This is a genomic window from Pseudogracilibacillus sp. SO30301A (assembly GCF_037072025.1).
Lineage (GTDB): Bacteria > Bacillota > Bacilli > Bacillales > Amphibacillaceae > Pseudogracilibacillus.
Map to the genome: position 1 here is coordinate 26271 of NZ_JAXHDD010000011.1, position 18528 is coordinate 44798.

Sequence of the window (18528 nt, forward strand, 5' to 3'; positions counted from 1 at the left end):
AGGAGTGATTCCATGTTAGCAAATATTGGGATTCCAAGTTTAATTTTAATTCTCATTATTGCATTAATCATCTTTGGTCCGTCCAAACTGCCTGAATTAGGAAAAGCTGCTGGAAGCACGTTACATGAATTTAAAAAAGCAACGAATGATTTAATGGGTGAAAATGAAGCCGATCAAAAGGAGAAAAAAGAAGAGTAATCTACTACAGGGTGTTCCAAGAACATTGGAACACCCTGTTATTATGAGTGGAAATAAACAAATTAATGGATACTACACAAAGTAATTGGACAACCCTCACAATTTAATTCTTCTTTGAGAAAATCAATATCATGAATCATAATATGTTTATTTTCAATCGAAATAATTCGATCTTTTCTAAGCTCACTCAATGATCGATTAATATTTTCCCTAGACGTACCACAAAAATTGGCTAATTCTTGATTCGTAAGTTTAATTTTTATGAAAATATTACCATTTTGTTGTTGCCCATAACTATTAGCTAATCGAATAAGCGTGGAATATAAGGCACCTTTTTTACCGTGCATCACTAAATCGATTAATTTTGTTTGGTCACGTAATGCGTTTTGGGAAATTTCATTGATCAAATAGAGCGCTAGCTTATCATTATTTTGTAGTAAATTAGTGATATGTTCTTTATGAATCCCCGCAACGCTACTTTTTCGATGTGCCGTTGCATGAAGAATATGTTTCGTTCCATGGTTCGAAAATAAAGTAGATTCCCCAATGAGATCTCCTTTTTTACAAATGCGAAGAGCAAATTCTCGTCCATCAGTAAGAGGCTTACTCAATACTATTTTCCCTGATGTTACCATATATAAATATTGAATATTGTCTCCTGGTTCAAAAAGAGAATCATTCTTGTCTAACGTTTTATGGTAATCACTAACATCGAGAAGGAATGATTTAATAGCTTGTGAATTTTCTTTAGGTGCACGCATAATATCCCCACCAACCTTAAAATAATGGTACGGTTTAACCATATAGTACCATACAAAATGATAATGACAACTTTAATTATTTCGCTGTACTATATTCTACATGAGATCACTCATTCTTATTCTTTTGGATTGCCGCAATGTACAGCTTCCTCTTCACTTACGTTACCCAATAAAGAAAGAATTTCATTGTATACTTAAAAAGTGCAAAAGTAATCTGTATTATCCGATGTTCATCAATCATCGTTTTTGTGTAAAGTTGTGTCATTTGTTTGTTAAAAAATAAACAATTGTTTGAATTTTATTGAAGTATATTCGTTATTTTTTCCAATTTGCTATTATATGAGTTATAATTAAAGTGTAGTACATATTGATATCGAGGAGGACAATAAAATGAGTAATAACTATGAAAAAATTGTTATCGCTGTAGATGGATCAAAAGCTTCTGAAAAAGCATTTAAGAAATCTGTTGAAATTGCAAAAGCAGATAATGCAACTTTAATCCTTGCTCACATTGTAGACACACGTACTTTTGCTACTGCCGAAGCGTATGATAAATCATTATCAGAACGAGCTGAGAAATATGCAAGAGATTTAATGAACGAATACGTTGAAAATGCAAAAGAAGCAGGAGTAGAGGATGTAGAACTGGTTATCAAATATGGCTCTCCGAAAGTAGCGATTGCTAAAGAAATTGCACCTGAAAAAGACGCTGACCTCATCATTGTTGGTGCAACTGGGTTAAATGCTGTAGAGCGTTTCCTAATTGGTAGCGTTTCAGAAAGTGTTGCTAGATATGCGAAATGTGATGTACTTATTGTTAGGTAAAAAATTATACCGCCCGAAACTGGGCGGTATTTTAATCTATTCTATATCTTTATGTAATTCATGAATAATATGTGAAATTTCAGGTAGTATTAACTTATTCATTGCAAGTTTAACTGCCCCTGAAGATCCGGGCATTGCAAAAACAACCTTTCGATTCTTTACTCCTGCAATAGCACGAGACATTATTGCTGCAGAACCAATATCCTCTGTATAGCTTAGCATCCTAAATATTTCTCCAAATCCAGGGATCTCTTTTTCAATATTTTTTTCTACAACCTCAATGGTAACATCACGCACTGAAATACCGGTTCCCCCTGTTAGGAGTATCGCTTCTACCTGTTCATTCTTTATCCCTTGCTGAATTAATCGTTCAATCTCATCCACTTCATCAGGAACAATTACATGATTTACACATTCATGGTTCGTTTTTTCAAGTAGCTCTCTTATTAACTTGCCACTTTTATCCGTATCAACCGTTCTCGTATCACTCACTGTCCCAATTAGACAATGAACAGACCGCTCCTTAACATGATGCACATCTATCACTCCATTTCCCTTATCTATACGATAGCCAATTTAATAACAATAAGCAAATGGAGAAATATAATCATTTATTCTAGACTTTATCTTTAAGCGACCATGGAGTGCCTAACCAAGGCAATACCTAACGATCAAGTCCGTACCAACCAGCTACCTTCCAGGCCATGATAAGTAACATCACAATCATAAACATGACGGGATTCGTACTTACTATTCCAGCAAGAAGAAATGACATATTCCACCAAAAAAAGCAGAAATCCCTATTAAAATTCCCACGATTAAACCAAGACCTGCTAATACTTCTCCCCAAGCGAACATATAGGAGAACGGTACTACATTTGGAATAACGACATTTTCTAGAAACCAAGCATACCATCCAGCGACATCTCCAACTTCGACTCTGCCAAGCGCACCTTACAAGAAAACTTTAATAGCCATACCAGCGTTGGATCCTGTCCAAAGCGTCTGAAGTAACTTTGTTAAACCTGCCATTAACCAGGAGTACCCAAAATAACTAAATCAACAAATCCAAACAGAAGAAGTTTTAGTAAATAACCACCTTGAAAAAGGATTTTCATCAACTACTACATCCTTCCCTAAACCTACTTTTTTCAATTTCACCATAAATATATCCTTCAATTTCCAATAAACTGTTGTTTTGTTTGAAACTCCCACGGTCACTTAAGCCTATTGTGAAATAAGGGATGTTTTCAAGCTCAATATTTTATTGTGGAAGAATAGCAATAAATAAACGGGTAATGCTAAAACTTAAATATCGGTTATAAAGGAGCGAGTATATTGGCAAAAAAAGATAATAAATCTCACCATGATCGAGGAGTAAAACATCATTACAACCGTGGTGAAAATGAAAATAGTTTTGTGCAGCGACAAGATCCACGTCTAAATCAGCAAGAAATTGCCTATCAAAATTTAGCACAGAACGATCAAGAAGATGCTGTTTTTAGACAAATGCAACAGGATTTAGTGAAAACTTCTGACGAAATCTTTGACGAGTTAGAGGACAGAATTCAAGATAATGAATGAGTAGAAAACCTTAAATCCCCCGATTTTATGATGAAACAAATAATGTTGCAAATTTATTAGTTGAAACAAGTTAAGTCAAAATGACGCCGGCATCATATGTGAATGTGCAGTCTCTGAATATTTTTTACCTGTATGCGAAAAAATCTTTAATAATGAATAAAAAATAGCAACGTAGATTCCGTTGCTATTTTTAGTATTCCCAATTTTTCACTCTTTTTTGATCTTTTCAAACGGTTACCTTTATTTTCTCCTCCGCATATTTAACTGTATCTCTAGCGATCATTACTTCTTCATTTGTCGGAATGACTAATACTTTTACTGGTGAATGTGGATAGTTAATTACACCTCTTCTACCGTATTCGTCATTTAATGCAGGATCCCAATAAACTCCCATAAATTCTAATCCAGTTAAGATTTTGCTTCGAATTAATTTACTATTTTCCCCAACACCAGCTGTAAAAACGATTGCATCTACTCCTGCCATTCTTGCAGCATATGATCCAATATACTGGTGGATGCGAGCAGCAAAAATTTCTAGTGCTAATTCTGCACGTTTATTGGTAGCTGCCGCCTCTTGAATGTCTCGCAAATCATTTGAAATACCAGATAGAGCTAGTAAACCACTCTTTTTATTTAACACATCAACAACTTCGGCAGCATTCAATCCAGTTTTTTCAATTAAATATGGGATTATGGCTGGATCAATATCACCAGATCTTGTTCCCATTGTCACCCCGGCAAGTGGAGTGAATCCCATGGACGTATCAATCGATTTACCATTTTCAACAGCAGTAATACTTGCTCCATTTCCTAAATGACATGTAATTACTCTAAGTTGTTCATATGGACGTTCTAAGATTTCTGCCGCTTTTTCTGAAACATATTTATGTGATGTACCATGAAAACCATATTTTCTAACACCATATTTCTCGTAATATTCATAAGGCAAACTATATAAGTATGATTTTTCCGGCATTGTTTGATGGAACGCTGTATCAAAAACCGCTACCATAGGAACTTTTGGTAAAAATTCTTTAAAAGCACGAATTCCTGTTAAATTAGGTGGATTATGCAAAGGTGCTAATTCTGATACTTCTTCAATTTTCGAGATCACATCATCATCAATTAACACTGATTCACTAAAATATTCGCCACCATGCACAACTCGATGGCCAACAGCATCGATCTCATCGTAAGATTCAATAACCTTTAGCTCAATCAGTTGGTTGAGTAGTAACTTAACAGCTGCTTCATGATCTTCCATATCTTTCGTAATGGTATTTGTTTTTTCACCTGTTTCTAAATTGAATGTAGAGCCGTTATCTCCAATTCTATCAATTAATCCTTTGGCTAGGACTTCTTCTTCTGGCATTTTAAATAATTGGAATTTTAAAGATGAACTTCCAGCATTAATCGCTAATATTTTACTCATTTCAATTTCCTCCCTGTCATAAACCCTAAAAATTTGGCAAATAAAGATAAGTTTATTAAATCTTATCCAATAATCTATACTTATATTTTAAATAGTCTGAATTCATATAACCTTAAAATCTGATTTCCTTTTCCGATCTATATAAATGGTTTTTTGTCTCGTTTTCTCTCTAGAGTTTAGGACGTTTAGCTATCGCAGAAAACATGCTGAGTAGCAAGCGTTAGCGTCTCATGAGGCGATACTTTCACTTATTTACCAAGCCTTCTGACGAGAACTAAAATTGTTCTATGCAGAAGGAAAGTATAATACTTTCCTCTCTGACAAAAAACCAATGTTTTCAATTGTCCAATCGTTTACATTTAGTTATTCAATTCCGAATTTTTAAACCAACTATTAATTTTCACTAACATATCTTCCATTGCCTTTGTATCTTTGAATGATGGAAGCATTGCCAAAAGTGGTTGTTTAATGTCTTTAGTCGACTGTCCTTTCTTCTGGAGAATAAATATACTCTTTTTATTCTCTTTTGATGCAAATGCTGTTTCTGGTAAGGACAAAAGTCCAACAATATGTGCATGTTTTTGTAAGTATGCATGTAATTGTACCGCTTGATCACTCTCGAATAAAAATTCTGGGATAATAAAGATCAAAAAGCCGCCTTCTTTTGTATATGTTAAACTCTGTTCGATAAATAAATGATGTGAATAAGAATGTCCTTCTTCAGCTTTTAATTCAAAATTACTTGCTTGAAGATCATCTGGATAATAACCTACTGGTAAATCTGCAACAACTAGATCAACCGGATCTAATAATAATGGTCGTAAACTATCTTGATGAAAATACTCAACTCTTTTTTTCTGCAAATTAGCATTAAGTAGGGAAATTTTTAATAATGTAGGATCAATCTCACTTGCGTAAGCTTTTACAGGTTGTGTTAAATGACTCATTACTATTAAAAGTAAATTTGCTGTTCCACTTGCCGGATCAAATAGACGTACCTCACTAAAATTCTTAGTTAATTTTTCAGATAAATAACCAATAAATAATGCAATTGCTTCGGGAGTCATTGTATGATAGTGTTGTGTCGTATTTTTCATCCCCTTTAAAACAGCTAACTGAATTGCATTTCTTATATTTTCAATTGAATATTCAGTAAGGTTTATTCGCAAAAGTGCTTCTTGGATTTTTTCATTTAACCCTTCTAAGTTTTCCTCATGGACATCTCCGTAAAACAGCGCTTCCATAGTTATTGCCAAACTATCCAAAAAAGGTTCATCCGCATAATTTTGTATCATTAAAGTTGTTTCTTCTATCCAATCATATAGTTCTACTACTTTTGAATCATTCATTGTTCAGCCTCCTCTAACCTTTGAGTTTGGCATTATTTCTATTCAATAAATTACTTATTATTGTATCAAATTTCATAAAAAATGAAATGAAATAACGTACGAAAGTTTAAGTTGTTTATTTTTATGCTTTATCTGTATATTTTGCTTGTTTTACCGTACTTCAATACAATTTTTCTTGATAGTAAAGTATTCGTTTTTCTTATACTGTTACTAAAAAATGAAAACGGACACATAGTTAACTGTGTCCGAATAAAATCACTCTGCTTTTCTAGCAGCTTCTAATGCCTTTTCATAGTCGGGATGATTCGTAACTTCTGGAACATACTCTACATACGTAACTTTATCATGACTATCTACGACAAAGATTGATCTTGAAAGAAGACGTAATTCCTTTATTAATACGCCATATTTTTTACCAAAATCAGCATCACGATGATCTGATAAAATTTCAATGTTATTAACTCCCTCTGCACTGCACCAACGTGTTTGTGCAAAAGGCAGATCCATACTAATTGTAAGCAATTGTACATTATCTAATTTGTCTGCCTCTTGATTAAATCGTTTTGTTTGTTCTGCACAAACTCCTGTATCAAGTGAAGGAACAACACTAATTAGTTTCACCTTCCCCTTATAGTCATCTAGAGTCTTATTCTCTAAACTATTCGACAATACGGTAAAGTTTGGAGCATCATTCCCCACTTGAATTTCTGTTCCTAATAATGTTACGGGACTATCTTGAAATGTAACTTCTACCATTATAGATCAACCTTTCCGTTATTATTTACTATCATTATGAATAAGCAGTAGAGAAATGTCCATTATTTTGTGGCATTATTTATATTCATTCAATACTTCTTCTCTATCTTCCGCATTATCGTAGTCAATTTCAAACCCTAGATCTTTTAACATTTGATAGTCACTGTTTCTCTCTTGTCCGTCTGTCGTTAAATAATCCCCAATAAAGATGGAGTTTGCAGCAAATAACCCAAGTGGCTGTAATGAACGTAGATTCACTTCTCTTCCCCCAGAAATACGGATTTCTTTAGTAGGGTTCATAAAGCGAAATAGAGCAAGTACTTTTAAGCAATATAAAGGGGTAAGTTCATCCGTCCCTTCAAGTGCCGTTCCATCAATTGCATGGAGAAAGTTTACAGGAATAGAATCAGCATCTAGTTCTTTTAGCGCTCTTCCCATTTGATAGACGTCTTCTAACGATTCTTTCATTCCAACAATAACGCCAGAACAAGGCGAAATACCTACGTTTTTTACTTTACCAACTGTATTTACCCTGTCGTCATATGTATGGCTTGTCGTAATATTCGAATGATGTTCTTTTGAAGTGTTTAAGTTATGATTATAACGATCTACCCCTGCAGCCTTTAATTTTTCTGCTTGCCCATCTCTTAAAATCCCTAAACAGGCACATACACGCATATCCGAATACTCTTCTTTTATTTCTTTTACTGCTGCTGTTACAACATCTAGCTCACGATTAGTAGGGCCTCTCCCACTTGCAACTATGCAAAAAGTTCCTGATTTCAAATCATGTGCACGTTTAGCTCCAGCAATGATTTGTTCCCTCGTCATCATGGTGTATTTTTCTATCGGGGCCGTCGAATCTATTGACTGTGAACAATAACCACAATTTTCAGGACAATAACCTGTTTTCGTACTTATGATCATATTCAATTTAACTTTCTTGCCAAAATAGTGTTTCCTAATTTTAAACGCTGCATCCATTAAACGTAAAATTTCATCATCAGATGACTGCAAGATAGCGAAAGCCTCTTCTCTTGTAATATTATAACCACTTAATACAGAATCCGCTAATTCGTTCCAATAATCCATAGTTCTCTCTCCTTGTTAATTGTTTACTTTATGTACGTTGTTCTATTACAATATTTCGAATGATGATACCATGTTTTTCTAGCCGATATGCAAAAACACCTGCTAAAATACTCAATAAAATATCTTTTGGTAATGGTACGATCATCCATAACCAAGCTACTTTATAAGAAAATTCTGCTGGAGCCTCGAACCATAATTGGTAGGCAGCGTACATCCAATTTGTCCCGAAAATATAGTTGATTGCCATTGCAACTAATGCAGCTACAATATAAGAAGGTAAACTAGAATTCATTTCTCTTATTTTACCGGCTACGTAGGCAACAAGGATAAATGATAATATGAAACCAAATGTTGGTGAAAGTATCATTCCAATTCCACCTTTAAATTGAGCAAAAACGGGAGCACCTACTAGACCCAACATCATATAAACAAACATTGAAAAGGCACCTAATCTGCTACCTAAAACTAATCCAGCCAATACAGCAAAAAAAGTTTGCAATGTGATTGGCACCCCTCCAACAACAAGAAAAGGAGCAATCGAAGTCATGTTAGCGCCAATACTAGTAAGTGCGACAAACATTGCACCAAAAGTTAGCTTGAATACTTTGCTTTGTTTTCTCATTTTTTCACCCCTTTCAATGTTTACCTATTTTATTTTAGGTTTACATACATTTAGATTACCACATATTTTTCCCCAGTCAATTTTTTTCGAGACACGAACCCATATTTTATATTGGCATATGTATAAAGTGATGAATATTTTTAGTAAGGAGAGGGAATACATGACTAAGTCAAGAGATGGTCGAAATCGTAACGTAGATAAAAAGCAAGAACAATTAGCAAAATTTAAAAAGAAAAATACTGGTTCTGGAAAGATAATGAATAGCGATTCTGGATTTAAAGTATCCAATGACCGATGGAGTTTAAGAGCGGGTAAACGTGGTCCAACACTACTTCAAGACTTTCATTTTTATCGAAAGCAATCCCGTTTTAACCGAGAAAGAATTCCAGAAAAAGTAGTTCATGCAAGAGGATTTGGACTTTACGGTGATTTTGAATTATATAAATCAATGAAAAAATACACGGTTGCTAAGTTTCTGCAAAAACCTGGTTCAACTACACCTGTCTTTTGTCGTTTTTCAAATTTTATTGGCAGTAAGGGATCGAAGGATACAGCTGTAGACATACGAGGCTTTGCAGTCAAATTTTATACAGAAGAAGGAAATTACGATATGTTGTCACTTCAATTTCCGGTCTTCATCTTAGCTGATGCAATGAAGTTTATGGATGTGACGCATGCGGTTAAACCAAATCCGATTACGGACGTTCCGCAAGCGACCGTTGCACATGATAGCTTTTGGGACTATGTCATCGCTAACCCGGAATCAGCACATATGGTGATGTGGTTGATGTCAATGAGGGGACGTCCGAGAAGCTGGCGCATGATGGACGGTTGGCCAATCAATACATTTTGGTTTATAAACGAACAAGGTAAAGGAACTTTGGTTCGATTTAAATGGATAGCGAAACTTGGTGTACACTCACTATTACTTGATGAAGCAAATGTTATCGGTGGTGTAGATCCAGATTTTCATCGCCGAGATATTATCGAAGCCGTCAGATGTGGAGCATACCCTGAATACGAACTTGGTGTGCAATTAATTGAGCGAGAAGATGAACATAAGTTTGATTTTGATATTTTAGATGATACAAAACTTTGGCCTGAAGAAGAGGTTCCTGTCGAAGTTATCGGTAAATTGACATTGAATCGAGAGGTTGATAACTTCTTTGCAGAAGAAGAACAATCATCATTTGACCCTGCTTCGCTTATTCCAGGCATTGACTTTACGAATGATCCAGTTTTACAAGGAAGAGCTTTTGCTTATAGAGATACGGATTACCACCGGCTAGGAACTGGAAATATTAATGAAATTCCAGTTAACAAACCGATCTCAGAAGTAAATACGAACCACCGAGACAGTTTTTCAAAATACCGCATAGATGTTGACTCAGTAAATTATCATAGCAATACGTTAGCTGGAGATACACCTGCAGAGGCCTCTCCTAAAGAAGGTGGATATACACATTATCCAGGTGAAGTCGAAGGACACATTACAAGAGAACGACCTAGTGAATCGTTCTATGATTATTTTTCACAAGCAAGACTATTTTGGAATAGTATATCTAAACCAGAAAAAGATGACTTAGTAAGTACATTTATCTATCACCTGCAATATGTAAAGAGTAAGTCAGTAAGACAAAAGAACGTCGAATTTTGGGCGAACGTTGATCATGAGATGGCATGTATTTTCGCTGACAATATTGGTGTCGAGCGCCCGACCAACACTAATGTACCTGTAACAGAAAGTTCTCCAGCTATAAGCCAGCTAAATACACCTCATTATGCATATACACAAAAGGTTGGCGTGTTAATTGGCGATGGATTTCGCTCGCAGGAAGTTCTAAGTACTCTAGACACATTACAGGAGTACGGTGTCTTTATAGATGTTATTAGTGAAAAGCTCGGTCATGTAACAGGAGATAGTGGAGCAAAAATCAACGTAAATGAAACATTTAAAACGAAGTATCCTGTACTTTATGATTCCATTTATGTTGTTGGTGGAAAAGCGGATAATCAGGCAGATTTTGATCAAAATATTATGAGTTTTATAATGGAACAATTTAAACACTATAAACCAATTGGAATTGCCACGACTGGTGAATGTTATTTCGATGGAAATGCAGTCCCTGGGATCGTATATGGTGATCAACCAGACTTTCCTAAAAAATTTGTTACAGCTATCGCACATCAACGTTTCTGGGATCGTGAAGTTTAGTATTAGTAAAAAAGTCATTCCTAATATTATTTAGGAATGACTTTCTAGATTTTAAGTGTTTATACTAGTTATTGTTGCGTTCCACCCATTTGTTGTTGCGCCATGTGAACTAGACGCTTTGTAATTTCTCCTCCAACGGAACCGTTAGCTCGAGAAGTAGTATCTGCACCAAGTTGTACGCCAAATTCCTGTGCAATCTCAGTTTTCATTTGGTTTAACGCTTGTTCTGCACCTGGAACTAGCAATTGGTTTGAGTTATTTCTGCTGCTATTTGGCATGATCTTCACCTCCTTGGTACCATTTATAATGCACACCAAAGAGGTCTATCATACATTAATTCATTTGGTAGTTGTTGTTAATTTAAGGATTTTTTTGAAATTACAATTTTTAAAGTAGATCATCAAAAGATTCTTCCAAAATTGTAGAATTACGAATAGTAATCTCTTCTATATTTTCTACTGCTTCGTCGATGAAAGTAGAGAAGTCCGTATTTGATTCTAAATAGTTTACTTTTTCCCTAGTGGGGTTAGTTACCGGAGATTTAGGTACAAAAATAGTACAACAATCCTCATAAGGTTTAACTGATATATCGTACGTTCCAATCTCTTTTGAATAGGAAATAATTTCTTCCTTATCTAAACCGACTAATGGCCGAATAACTGGTAAATTTGTTACTTCATTTATTACGTTCATACTTGCCAAAGTTTGACTTGCTACTTGACCTAAGCTTTCTCCTGTAGCGATCGCTAATATATTATTTTTCTGACATACTTTTTCGCTAACTTGTAGCATAACACGGCGCATCACTGTCATAGCATAGCGTTCCGGAATAGATTTAAATATCTCCTGTTGTAATTTAGTAAATGGAACAAGATGAATTTTTATTGATCCACCGTACTCTGTTAATACCTTTGTCAAATCTAATACCTTTTGTTTCGCACGTTCGCTAGTAAATGGTGGGGAATGAAAGTGGATCATTTCCAATTCAACTCCACGTTTCATAATTAAATAACCAGCAACCGGACTATCTATCCCACCTGAAAGAAGAAGAAGCGTTTTCCCTCCGGTTCCTACAGGTAAGCCTCCAGCTGCACGAATTACTGTGGAAGTAATATACGTCGCTTTTTCTCTTATTTCTACTTTAATTTCCACATCAGGTTCATGAACATTTACTGTAAAATCCGATGTTTTTTTAAGTAAATGAGCACCTAAAACTCGGTTCATTTCTTGTGATCCTATTGGAAAAGCTTTATTGGCACGTCTGACTGACACTTTAAATGTATGTGCATATTCACTTTGTTTGAGGGCAGCAAGTGCCCCAGCCTTAATCGTTTCTATCTCGTTATTAACTTTAATAGCTAAACTTAAACTATAAATTCCAAATATTGTTTTACACTTTTCTATGATTGGTTCAGGATCTTGACCGTTAAGGACGACAAACATTCTGCCTTGAGACCTTGTCACCCGAGTAGACGGAAATTCTTTTAATGCTTCTTGAATATTTTTTTGTAATTGTACAATAAACTGTTTAATATTTTTTCCCTTTAATCCGAGTTCACCATAACGGATTAATATATGATCGTATTGCATACTTATCTACTCCAATATATCTTTTAAATGTGTAATTGCTTCATTAAAAACGTCAACAAATGTATCAATATCATTTTTTGTCGTTTCATATGATAAACTTATTCTTAGCCCTGAACTTGCCAGTTCATCTGAAACTCTACAAGCGCTTAAAACTCTACTTTTATCAAATTGTTTTGAAGAACAGGCTGATTGTGTCGAAATAATAATACCTTTTTCATATAGTGCGTGAATAACGACTTCAGGCTTTAAGCCCGGAACGGATACATTTAAAATATGCGGTGCACCCTCTATAGAAGAATTTATCTTCACATTATCAAGTTTTTCTAAACCTTGATATAATTTTTCATATAGAGCTTTTAACTGTTTCAATTGAATTTGCTCTTTTTCTTTCATCAAACGAAGTGCCCGAACAAACGACACATTTCCAGCCACATTTTCAGTGCCAGAACGAAATCCAAACTCTTGATTGCCTCCATGGAATAATGGATACAATGAAGTTCCTTCTTTCACATAAAGTAGACCTGTGCCTTTTAGACCATTTATTTTATGACCAGATAATGTACATAAATCAATTCCTTTATTATTTAAATATAATGGTACTTTTCCGAAAGCTTGGACAGCATCAACGTGGAAATAGCTTTTCGGATATTTTTCAAGTCGCTTACTTATATCGTAAATTGGTTGTATGGAACCTATCTCGTTATTAACGTACATAATCGAGATGAGGATTGTTTCATCTGTTATTGCTTTTTCAATTTGTTCTATATCGATTACTCCATTTGAATCTACTGGTAAATACGTAATTGAAAACCCTAAATCCTCCAAGCTTTTACACGTTTCATAAACAGAAGCATGTTCTACTGCACTTGTAATTATATGTTTCCCACGCTTTTGATGTTTTAACGCTATTCCTTTTATTGCTAAATTATTTCCTTCTGTACCTCCAGAAGTAAAAACTATTTCACTTGGCTTAACGTGTAATATGTTAGCCGCTTGTTCTCTTGCTCTGTTTTGTAATTGCTCTGCTTCTCCACCAAATTCATGGATCGAGGATGGGTTACCAAAAAACCTTTCAGATACCTGTTTAAAACTCGCTACAACAGTAGGATCCGGCTTAGTTGTTGCACTATTATCTAAGTAAATCATTGTGAAATTCCTTCCTATTTTCAAATATGCGATAACGTTACTTCATAAATCTATGCTAATTTCATCTTCGTAGTAGAAGAAAACTGTGACGTAACAATTTATCACCGTTGGGGAAAAGTGACTCTACCTCCGCTCTGGAATGTGAGTCGATTAACAACATGCAGAGTCCAGATCTAAGATGTCGAGTCGTTCCGCATGACGTCGAATCTTTTTCCAACATGTCGAGTCCATCTGCAAGATGGGTAGTTTCGATAGTAATCGTGACCGTTTTGGGTAAGAGTCGTGTAAAACGGGCATGTTTCGGTATTAATCATGACCGTTTTGGGTAAGAGTCATTAAAAACGGGCATGTTTCGCTCTTAATCGTGCCCGTTTTGAGTAAGAGTCATTAAAAACGGGCATGTTTCGGTATTAATCATGACCGTTTTGGGTAAGAGTCATTAAAAACGGGCATGTTTCGGTATTAATCGTGACCGTTTTGGATAAGAGTCATGGAAAACGGGCATGTTTCGCTCTTAATCGTGCCCGTTTTGGATAAGAGTCATGGAAAACGGGCATGTTTCGCTCTTAATCGTGCCCGTTTTGAGTAAGAGTCATAAAAAACGGGCATGTTTCGCTCTTAATCGTGCCCGTTTTGGGTAAGAGTCATGGAAAACGGCGAGTCTTTTTCCAACATGTCGAGTCGATCCGTATCAATTTATTAATAAGCAGAGCCTTACGTCGCAGTTTATGGATTTTGCCTAATAAATATCTTTAAATACAAATTACAGTAAATAAGACTGGCTACAAGAGATTATTCCCTGTGAGACAGTCTTTATTTATTATGATACAATCATTTCTTGAAATTTTTCTATTTTTTTCAAAGCTCCTGGTTCTACATCTTCAATCGCACTTGCCGCTTGTTCCAATGAAAGCTCATATTCAGCTTTTCGGAATAAGGTCTCTGCCTCTGAAAGCTTTGCTGCGAGCACAGGATCTGTACTTCTGTACCTGTTTGCATACTGAATAACTTGCTCAGTTAATGCAGCCTGTTCCAACATTGCATTTGTTTGTTCTATTGCATTTTCAACAGCAACTTTTGCTTCGCTTAGTGATTGCTGAACTTGAATAATATCAAGTGGTTGGTTATCTAACGCTTGAAGGACTCGCTCATTTTTCAGACCCGCTTCTTCTATCATTGACCATACAAAACTTGGTACACCAGGTAAATTACTTTTTCGTAATTTACGTGTCGTCTGATAAATCTCATCCATCATAGCTTTTAATTGTTCGCGCGCATCAAACTCATCTTTACGTAAATTTTGAATCCGTTTCTTGAATTGCTCATGCTCTTCTTCTATTTTATCCAATTGTTGAAAACCTTCATCTAATTCAGCACGAAGTTTTGAATGAGCATGATTATTCTTTTCAATTTTTTGGGCAAATTCCATTAACTTGTTTTTTAGCTGGGTCATCATTTTTTCAAGAGCCATATATTTTTCTAGATCAGTATCCTCAAAATAATATGCTTCTTTTAATTGTTCTACCTCTAATTTTGTTTCCAAAAAATGAGTTTCAAAACTGTCTAAAGCTTTTTCATAACTTGGCATTTTTGAATCGACATAATTTTTGGCAAGTGCTTCTTTTTCCAAAAGCTCATACATTTCAGTAATTCGTTCTCCTACTTCTTCAATAATAGATTTTGCTGTACCTATCCCTTCTTTTTCCAAAGCAGAAACTGTATCAAGCAACCTTGATTGATAAACATTAATTTCTCTAGTTAAGTCCAAATGGTCAATATAGTAACCTTCATCCTTCATCTCCCTTAACCCTTTAGATAGTTCATCTAATTGTGAAGGTAATTCTTGTTTACATGTTTTATAAAGGTCAGGGAATTCTTCCATTTCTAGTTGTAATTCAACTAATCGTTTTTTGATCGTTGATACAATCTCTTTTGCCTGAATATAATTTCCTTCTTCAATTTGCGATTCGTAATTTTTTAATTGCTTATTAATTTCATCAAGTTCCACTTCAAAGCGTACTTCAGCTTGGGCAAACTTGAAGCGATTATGCGTCAATTCTTTCCGTAATTCACTGTATAAAGGCTCAAGTTCTTCAATTTCTTTGCGATTTTCTTGTTCTGTTGCAAGCAATTCATTTAATTCAATTAAGATTGTTTCAATTTTCTTTTCAACAGTGACTAAAGTTTCTTCAATTTGTTTCATATATTTTTTTGCAACAGGAAAATTATAACGATCTGCAGCATGTTCTGTATCATAAAGTAATTCTTCCACTTTTGCTAAATCAACCGTTAAAATATAGTCCCACTGTTCTTTCCACTCTTCAAAATTTTCTTTCGTATCTCCTTCTAAGTTTAACTCTTTTACTTTAGATAATTCCTGGGCGACATTACGATTCATAATATCCAGTATCCAGCTTTCGTAATAGTCGACAGAATCATACAGTCGTTTTCTTAATAGGAGCCCTACAATAATAATTACAATGATTGCTAATATAATCCCAATTACATATTCCATCTTTTACCTCCTAATCGTTTTTATAGAAGGATATATATAAGATAACGTACATTCTTCTTTTAATAATACCACGATTACGACTGTTTTTGCTAAAAAAAACAAAAAAATATACTTTTTCTACACGATTGTCGATTTTTGCTTGATTTAGTTATTACATTCTAGAAGTTTCACAAACAAATTGAATCCATTGGTTAATTGATTCTGTGTAATTACGAACAAAACTTTTAAATGCATGTTCATCAAGCATTTGAGTGTTCCATTCATGTTTTAATATATACGGAGAAGCAAGCATCCCTTTTAATTGCATATATAAAAAATTTCTCCGCCTTTTATAGCGTTCTCCCAAAATAGAATAAAATAATGTCTTTAATATATAATTTTCCTTTGCCAAATAAGTGACTGTCATCTCTCTAACGAATGTCGAGTCCAATGATAATTCGCGGTGAATAAATGATGTTAATTGAAAATGCTCTGTTTTATAATGAATAATAGCGTTAATGACTTTTTTGAGCTTTTCCACATTTTCCAAGGATTCATTAGATTTTATTTCCTCTTCTAACAAGGTTAAATAGTTCTCAAAATAATTCGTTACAGCATATTCCAGTAAACCTTGCTTACCATTAAAATAATAACTGATTAGAGAAACATTAACAGAAGCTTTTCCTGCAATATCTCGTACAGAAGTTCCATGAAATCCTTTTTGAAAAAATAGGAAAGAAGCTGCATCCACAACTTTTTGTTTTGTTGGATTAATTTTCATCTATATACACCCTCTCCTTTATTTATTACGACAAATAAAGTAAAAATCCTTTAATTTCATGTACGTTTAATGGCCAAAATATAAGAAATTCGTTGAAAAAGGTTCTCAACCTACAGTAATCAGCCTTTTTATTGATTTTTCTTGTTTAGTAGGGAGCAGAAGAGATAACAAAAAAACGAATAATTCTAAAGACGAACGATTATCGTATAATAAGATAAGAAAATACTTTTCGGTTTGATCACAAAATACGGAGTTGAAGGAAACTGTAACATAACTATAAAAGAAATACTCGCTCTCCAAGATGTCGAGTCATTCTCCAACATGTCGAATCATTTTCCAAGATGTCGAGTCGATTTGCAATATATGAATTGCCCCAGACATGGAGTTGATACATAAATAACATATAGACTCTTATGTCGCAGTTTATGGTTGTTCAATTTTCCATTCCCCATGGTTACCTGTCGGTGTAGCAGCTTTCCCATTTAAGTTGACGGATCCCGGTGCATGCCAATTCGAATGATTGACCATTATATTAAAACTTCGTGCAGACTTTAAAAACGGTTGGAAATTTGGATCAATGACTGACTCTTCTTCATTTACCTGAAATTCGTCTGAAAGCTTTTGCAGTTCTTCATCTGAAAGTCCTTCTATCAGTCCCTTTATCTCTTCCTCGGTAAACTCTTCTAATGGTTTGCTCTTTAACTCTGCTATTATTTCTTCAATTTCCTAATCTAATCGTTAAACTATCACAGTTCTTTCATTGACTTTTACCTTGTAAAACTATATACTGTTCTTTGTGTAAAATAATAAGGTAGCTTTTGTGGACTAATGGTTGACCCCATTTTGTTCCTCTTAAATGAGGTGTATCGCGTAACTCTCTGCTGCTGGAGCGATGGTACATGAAAACAAAATGGACAACATTGGGTACCACGTCGTTTATTTTATGCAAGTATAATATAAAGGAGGAAATGTCTATGTCACGATATACTGGTTCAATTTGGAAAAAGTCACGTCGTTATGGCATTTCGTTAACAGGAACTGGTAAGGAGCTTGCAAAACGCCCTTACGCACCTGGTCAACACGGTGCAAACCAACGCCGTAAAATTTCGGAGTATGGTTTACAGCAACAAGAAAAACAAAAACTACGCTTCATGTACGGTTTAAATGAGCGTCAATTCCGTACGCTTTTTGATGAAGCTGGTAAGATGAAAGGGATCCACGGGGAAAACTTCATGGTTCTTCTTGAATCTCGTTTAGATAATCTTGTTTTCCGTCTTGGTTTAGCACGTACACGTCGCCAAGCACGCCAGCTTGTGAACCACGGTCATATCACTGTTGACGGTCGTCGTGTTGATATTCCGTCATACCGTGTAAAGCCTAACCAAGTAATTGGCGTTCGGGAAAAAGCACGTAATCTTGATATCATCAAAGAAGCAATCGAAGTGAACAACTTTATTCCAGATTACTTAACTTTTGATCAAGATAAAATGGAAGGCGTATATACTCGTCTACCAGAACGTTCTGAATTACCTGCTGAAATTAACGAAGCGCTAATTGTTGAGTTCTACTCACGTTAATTTTTATACTTTGCAACAAGTTACATTTAAAGCCTTACAAACGTTGTCACATCAATGTTTTAAGGCTTTTTTGTTTTTTCTTAACAATGCAAGTTAATGTTTGAAA

The 18528-nt window shown here is 34.8% G+C and carries 17 protein-coding genes; 5 read left to right on the forward strand and 12 right to left on the reverse strand.

What is annotated here, in order from left to right:
* The first annotated feature begins 12 nt into the window (after positions 1-12).
* The gene (gene tatA / locus SPD89_RS07785; protein WP_336261393.1) at positions 13-198 is read left to right on the forward strand and encodes a twin-arginine translocase TatA/TatE family subunit; all 186 of its coding nucleotides are present in this window, start codon (positions 13-15) and stop codon (positions 196-198) included.
* A gap of 62 nt (positions 199-260) precedes the next feature.
* On the opposite strand, the gene SPD89_RS07790 is transcribed toward tatA, so the two are convergent.
* Positions 261-959: a Crp/Fnr family transcriptional regulator gene (locus SPD89_RS07790; RefSeq protein WP_336261394.1), complete on the reverse strand. Its 699-nt coding sequence runs from the start codon at positions 957-959 to the stop codon at positions 261-263.
* Between the two features lie 390 nt (positions 960-1349).
* Between SPD89_RS07790 and SPD89_RS07795 the strand changes: the two genes are divergently transcribed.
* Entirely contained in the window at positions 1350-1784 is a 435-nt protein-coding gene (locus SPD89_RS07795) for a universal stress protein (RefSeq protein ID WP_336261395.1), read from the forward strand.
* 36 nt (positions 1785-1820) lie between these two features.
* Here the strand turns inward: SPD89_RS07795 and SPD89_RS07800 are convergent, their stop codons facing one another.
* On the reverse strand, positions 1821-2330 hold the full coding sequence (locus tag SPD89_RS07800; RefSeq protein WP_442961082.1) for a MogA/MoaB family molybdenum cofactor biosynthesis protein: 510 nt from the start codon (positions 2328-2330) through the stop codon (positions 1821-1823).
* 792 nt (positions 2331-3122) lie between these two features.
* Here SPD89_RS07800 and SPD89_RS07805 point away from each other — a divergent pair.
* Positions 3123-3368 carry a hypothetical protein gene (locus SPD89_RS07805; RefSeq protein ID WP_336261396.1) on the forward strand — a complete coding sequence of 82 codons (246 nt, stop codon included), beginning with the start codon at positions 3123-3125 and terminating at the stop codon, positions 3366-3368.
* A 226-nt stretch (positions 3369-3594) separates the two neighbouring features.
* On the opposite strand, the gene SPD89_RS07810 is transcribed toward SPD89_RS07805, so the two are convergent.
* From SPD89_RS07810 to SPD89_RS07830, 5 genes are all read right to left on the reverse strand, one after another.
* Positions 3595-4800, reverse strand: coding sequence for an acetate kinase (locus SPD89_RS07810; protein ID WP_336261397.1), 1206 nt, complete (start codon positions 4798-4800; stop codon positions 3595-3597).
* A 359-nt stretch (positions 4801-5159) separates the two neighbouring features.
* Entirely contained in the window at positions 5160-6149 is a 990-nt protein-coding gene (locus SPD89_RS07815; RefSeq protein WP_336261398.1) for a class I SAM-dependent methyltransferase, read from the reverse strand.
* A gap of 255 nt (positions 6150-6404) precedes the next feature.
* Positions 6405-6905, reverse strand: coding sequence for a thiol peroxidase (gene tpx / locus SPD89_RS07820; protein ID WP_336261399.1), 501 nt, complete (start codon positions 6903-6905; stop codon positions 6405-6407).
* Between the two features lie 75 nt (positions 6906-6980).
* Positions 6981-7997, reverse strand: a complete 1017-nt coding sequence (gene bioB, locus SPD89_RS07825) for a biotin synthase BioB (RefSeq protein ID WP_336261400.1) — start codon at positions 7995-7997, stop codon at positions 6981-6983.
* Positions 7998-8025: 28 nt separating this feature from the next.
* Entirely contained in the window at positions 8026-8619 is a 594-nt protein-coding gene (locus SPD89_RS07830) for a biotin transporter BioY (protein WP_336261401.1), read from the reverse strand.
* 160 nt (positions 8620-8779) lie between these two features.
* On the opposite strand from SPD89_RS07830, the gene SPD89_RS07835 reads away from it, so the two are divergent.
* A complete protein-coding gene (locus tag SPD89_RS07835; protein ID WP_336261402.1) occupies positions 8780-10834 on the forward strand; it encodes a catalase in 2055 nt (684 codons plus the stop codon).
* Between the two features lie 68 nt (positions 10835-10902).
* Here SPD89_RS07835 and SPD89_RS07840 read toward each other — a convergent pair whose 3' ends face one another.
* From SPD89_RS07840 to refZ, 5 genes are all read right to left on the reverse strand, one after another.
* Positions 10903-11112 carry an alpha/beta-type small acid-soluble spore protein gene (locus SPD89_RS07840; RefSeq protein ID WP_336261403.1) on the reverse strand — a complete coding sequence of 70 codons (210 nt, stop codon included), beginning with the start codon at positions 11110-11112 and terminating at the stop codon, positions 10903-10905.
* A 109-nt stretch (positions 11113-11221) separates the two neighbouring features.
* Positions 11222-12424 (reverse strand): tRNA uracil 4-sulfurtransferase ThiI, encoded by a 1203-nt coding sequence (thiI, locus tag SPD89_RS07845; RefSeq protein ID WP_336261404.1) that lies wholly within the window; start codon positions 12422-12424, stop codon positions 11222-11224.
* A 6-nt stretch (positions 12425-12430) separates the two neighbouring features.
* Positions 12431-13570: a cysteine desulfurase family protein gene (locus SPD89_RS07850; RefSeq protein WP_336261405.1), complete on the reverse strand. Its 1140-nt coding sequence runs from the start codon at positions 13568-13570 to the stop codon at positions 12431-12433.
* 820 nt (positions 13571-14390) lie between these two features.
* Positions 14391-16085, reverse strand: coding sequence for a septation ring formation regulator EzrA (gene ezrA, locus SPD89_RS07855; RefSeq protein ID WP_336261406.1), 1695 nt, complete (start codon positions 16083-16085; stop codon positions 14391-14393).
* Positions 16086-16236: 151 nt separating this feature from the next.
* Positions 16237-16845 (reverse strand): forespore capture DNA-binding protein RefZ, encoded by a 609-nt coding sequence (gene refZ, locus SPD89_RS07860; RefSeq protein WP_336261407.1) that lies wholly within the window; start codon positions 16843-16845, stop codon positions 16237-16239.
* Positions 16846-17819: 974 nt separating this feature from the next.
* Between refZ and rpsD the strand changes: the two genes are divergently transcribed.
* Positions 17820-18422: a 30S ribosomal protein S4 gene (rpsD, locus tag SPD89_RS07865; protein ID WP_336261408.1), complete on the forward strand. Its 603-nt coding sequence runs from the start codon at positions 17820-17822 to the stop codon at positions 18420-18422.
* The last annotated feature ends 106 nt before the right edge of the window (positions 18423-18528 follow it).

What these genes read in the sequence shown, in the direction of transcription:
- thiI (WP_336261404.1), bottom strand. Translation starts at nt 12,424, where the DNA reads ATGCAATACGATCATATATTAATCCGTTATGGTGAACTCGGATTAAAG.
- ezrA (WP_336261406.1), bottom strand. Translation starts at nt 16,085, where the DNA reads ATGGAATATGTAATTGGGATTATATTAGCAATCATTGTAATTATTATT.
- SPD89_RS07835 (WP_336261402.1), top strand. Translation starts at nt 8,780, where the DNA reads ATGACTAAGTCAAGAGATGGTCGAAATCGTAACGTAGATAAAAAGCAA.
- rpsD (WP_336261408.1), top strand. Translation starts at nt 17,820, where the DNA reads ATGTCACGATATACTGGTTCAATTTGGAAAAAGTCACGTCGTTATGGC.
- SPD89_RS07850 (WP_336261405.1), bottom strand. Translation starts at nt 13,570, where the DNA reads ATGATTTACTTAGATAATAGTGCAACAACTAAGCCGGATCCTACTGTT.
- SPD89_RS07810 (WP_336261397.1), bottom strand. Translation starts at nt 4,800, where the DNA reads ATGAGTAAAATATTAGCGATTAATGCTGGAAGTTCATCTTTAAAATTC.
- bioB (WP_336261400.1), bottom strand. Translation starts at nt 7,997, where the DNA reads ATGGATTATTGGAACGAATTAGCGGATTCTGTATTAAGTGGTTATAAT.
- SPD89_RS07830 (WP_336261401.1), bottom strand. Translation starts at nt 8,619, where the DNA reads ATGAGAAAACAAAGCAAAGTATTCAAGCTAACTTTTGGTGCAATGTTT.
- SPD89_RS07815 (WP_336261398.1), bottom strand. Translation starts at nt 6,149, where the DNA reads ATGAATGATTCAAAAGTAGTAGAACTATATGATTGGATAGAAGAAACA.
- SPD89_RS07790 (WP_336261394.1), bottom strand. Translation starts at nt 959, where the DNA reads ATGCGTGCACCTAAAGAAAATTCACAAGCTATTAAATCATTCCTTCTC.
- SPD89_RS07840 (WP_336261403.1), bottom strand. Translation starts at nt 11,112, where the DNA reads ATGCCAAATAGCAGCAGAAATAACTCAAACCAATTGCTAGTTCCAGGT.
- SPD89_RS07795 (WP_336261395.1), top strand. Translation starts at nt 1,350, where the DNA reads ATGAGTAATAACTATGAAAAAATTGTTATCGCTGTAGATGGATCAAAA.
- tpx (WP_336261399.1), bottom strand. Translation starts at nt 6,905, where the DNA reads ATGGTAGAAGTTACATTTCAAGATAGTCCCGTAACATTATTAGGAACA.
- refZ (WP_336261407.1), bottom strand. Translation starts at nt 16,845, where the DNA reads ATGAAAATTAATCCAACAAAACAAAAAGTTGTGGATGCAGCTTCTTTC.
- tatA (WP_336261393.1), top strand. Translation starts at nt 13, where the DNA reads ATGTTAGCAAATATTGGGATTCCAAGTTTAATTTTAATTCTCATTATT.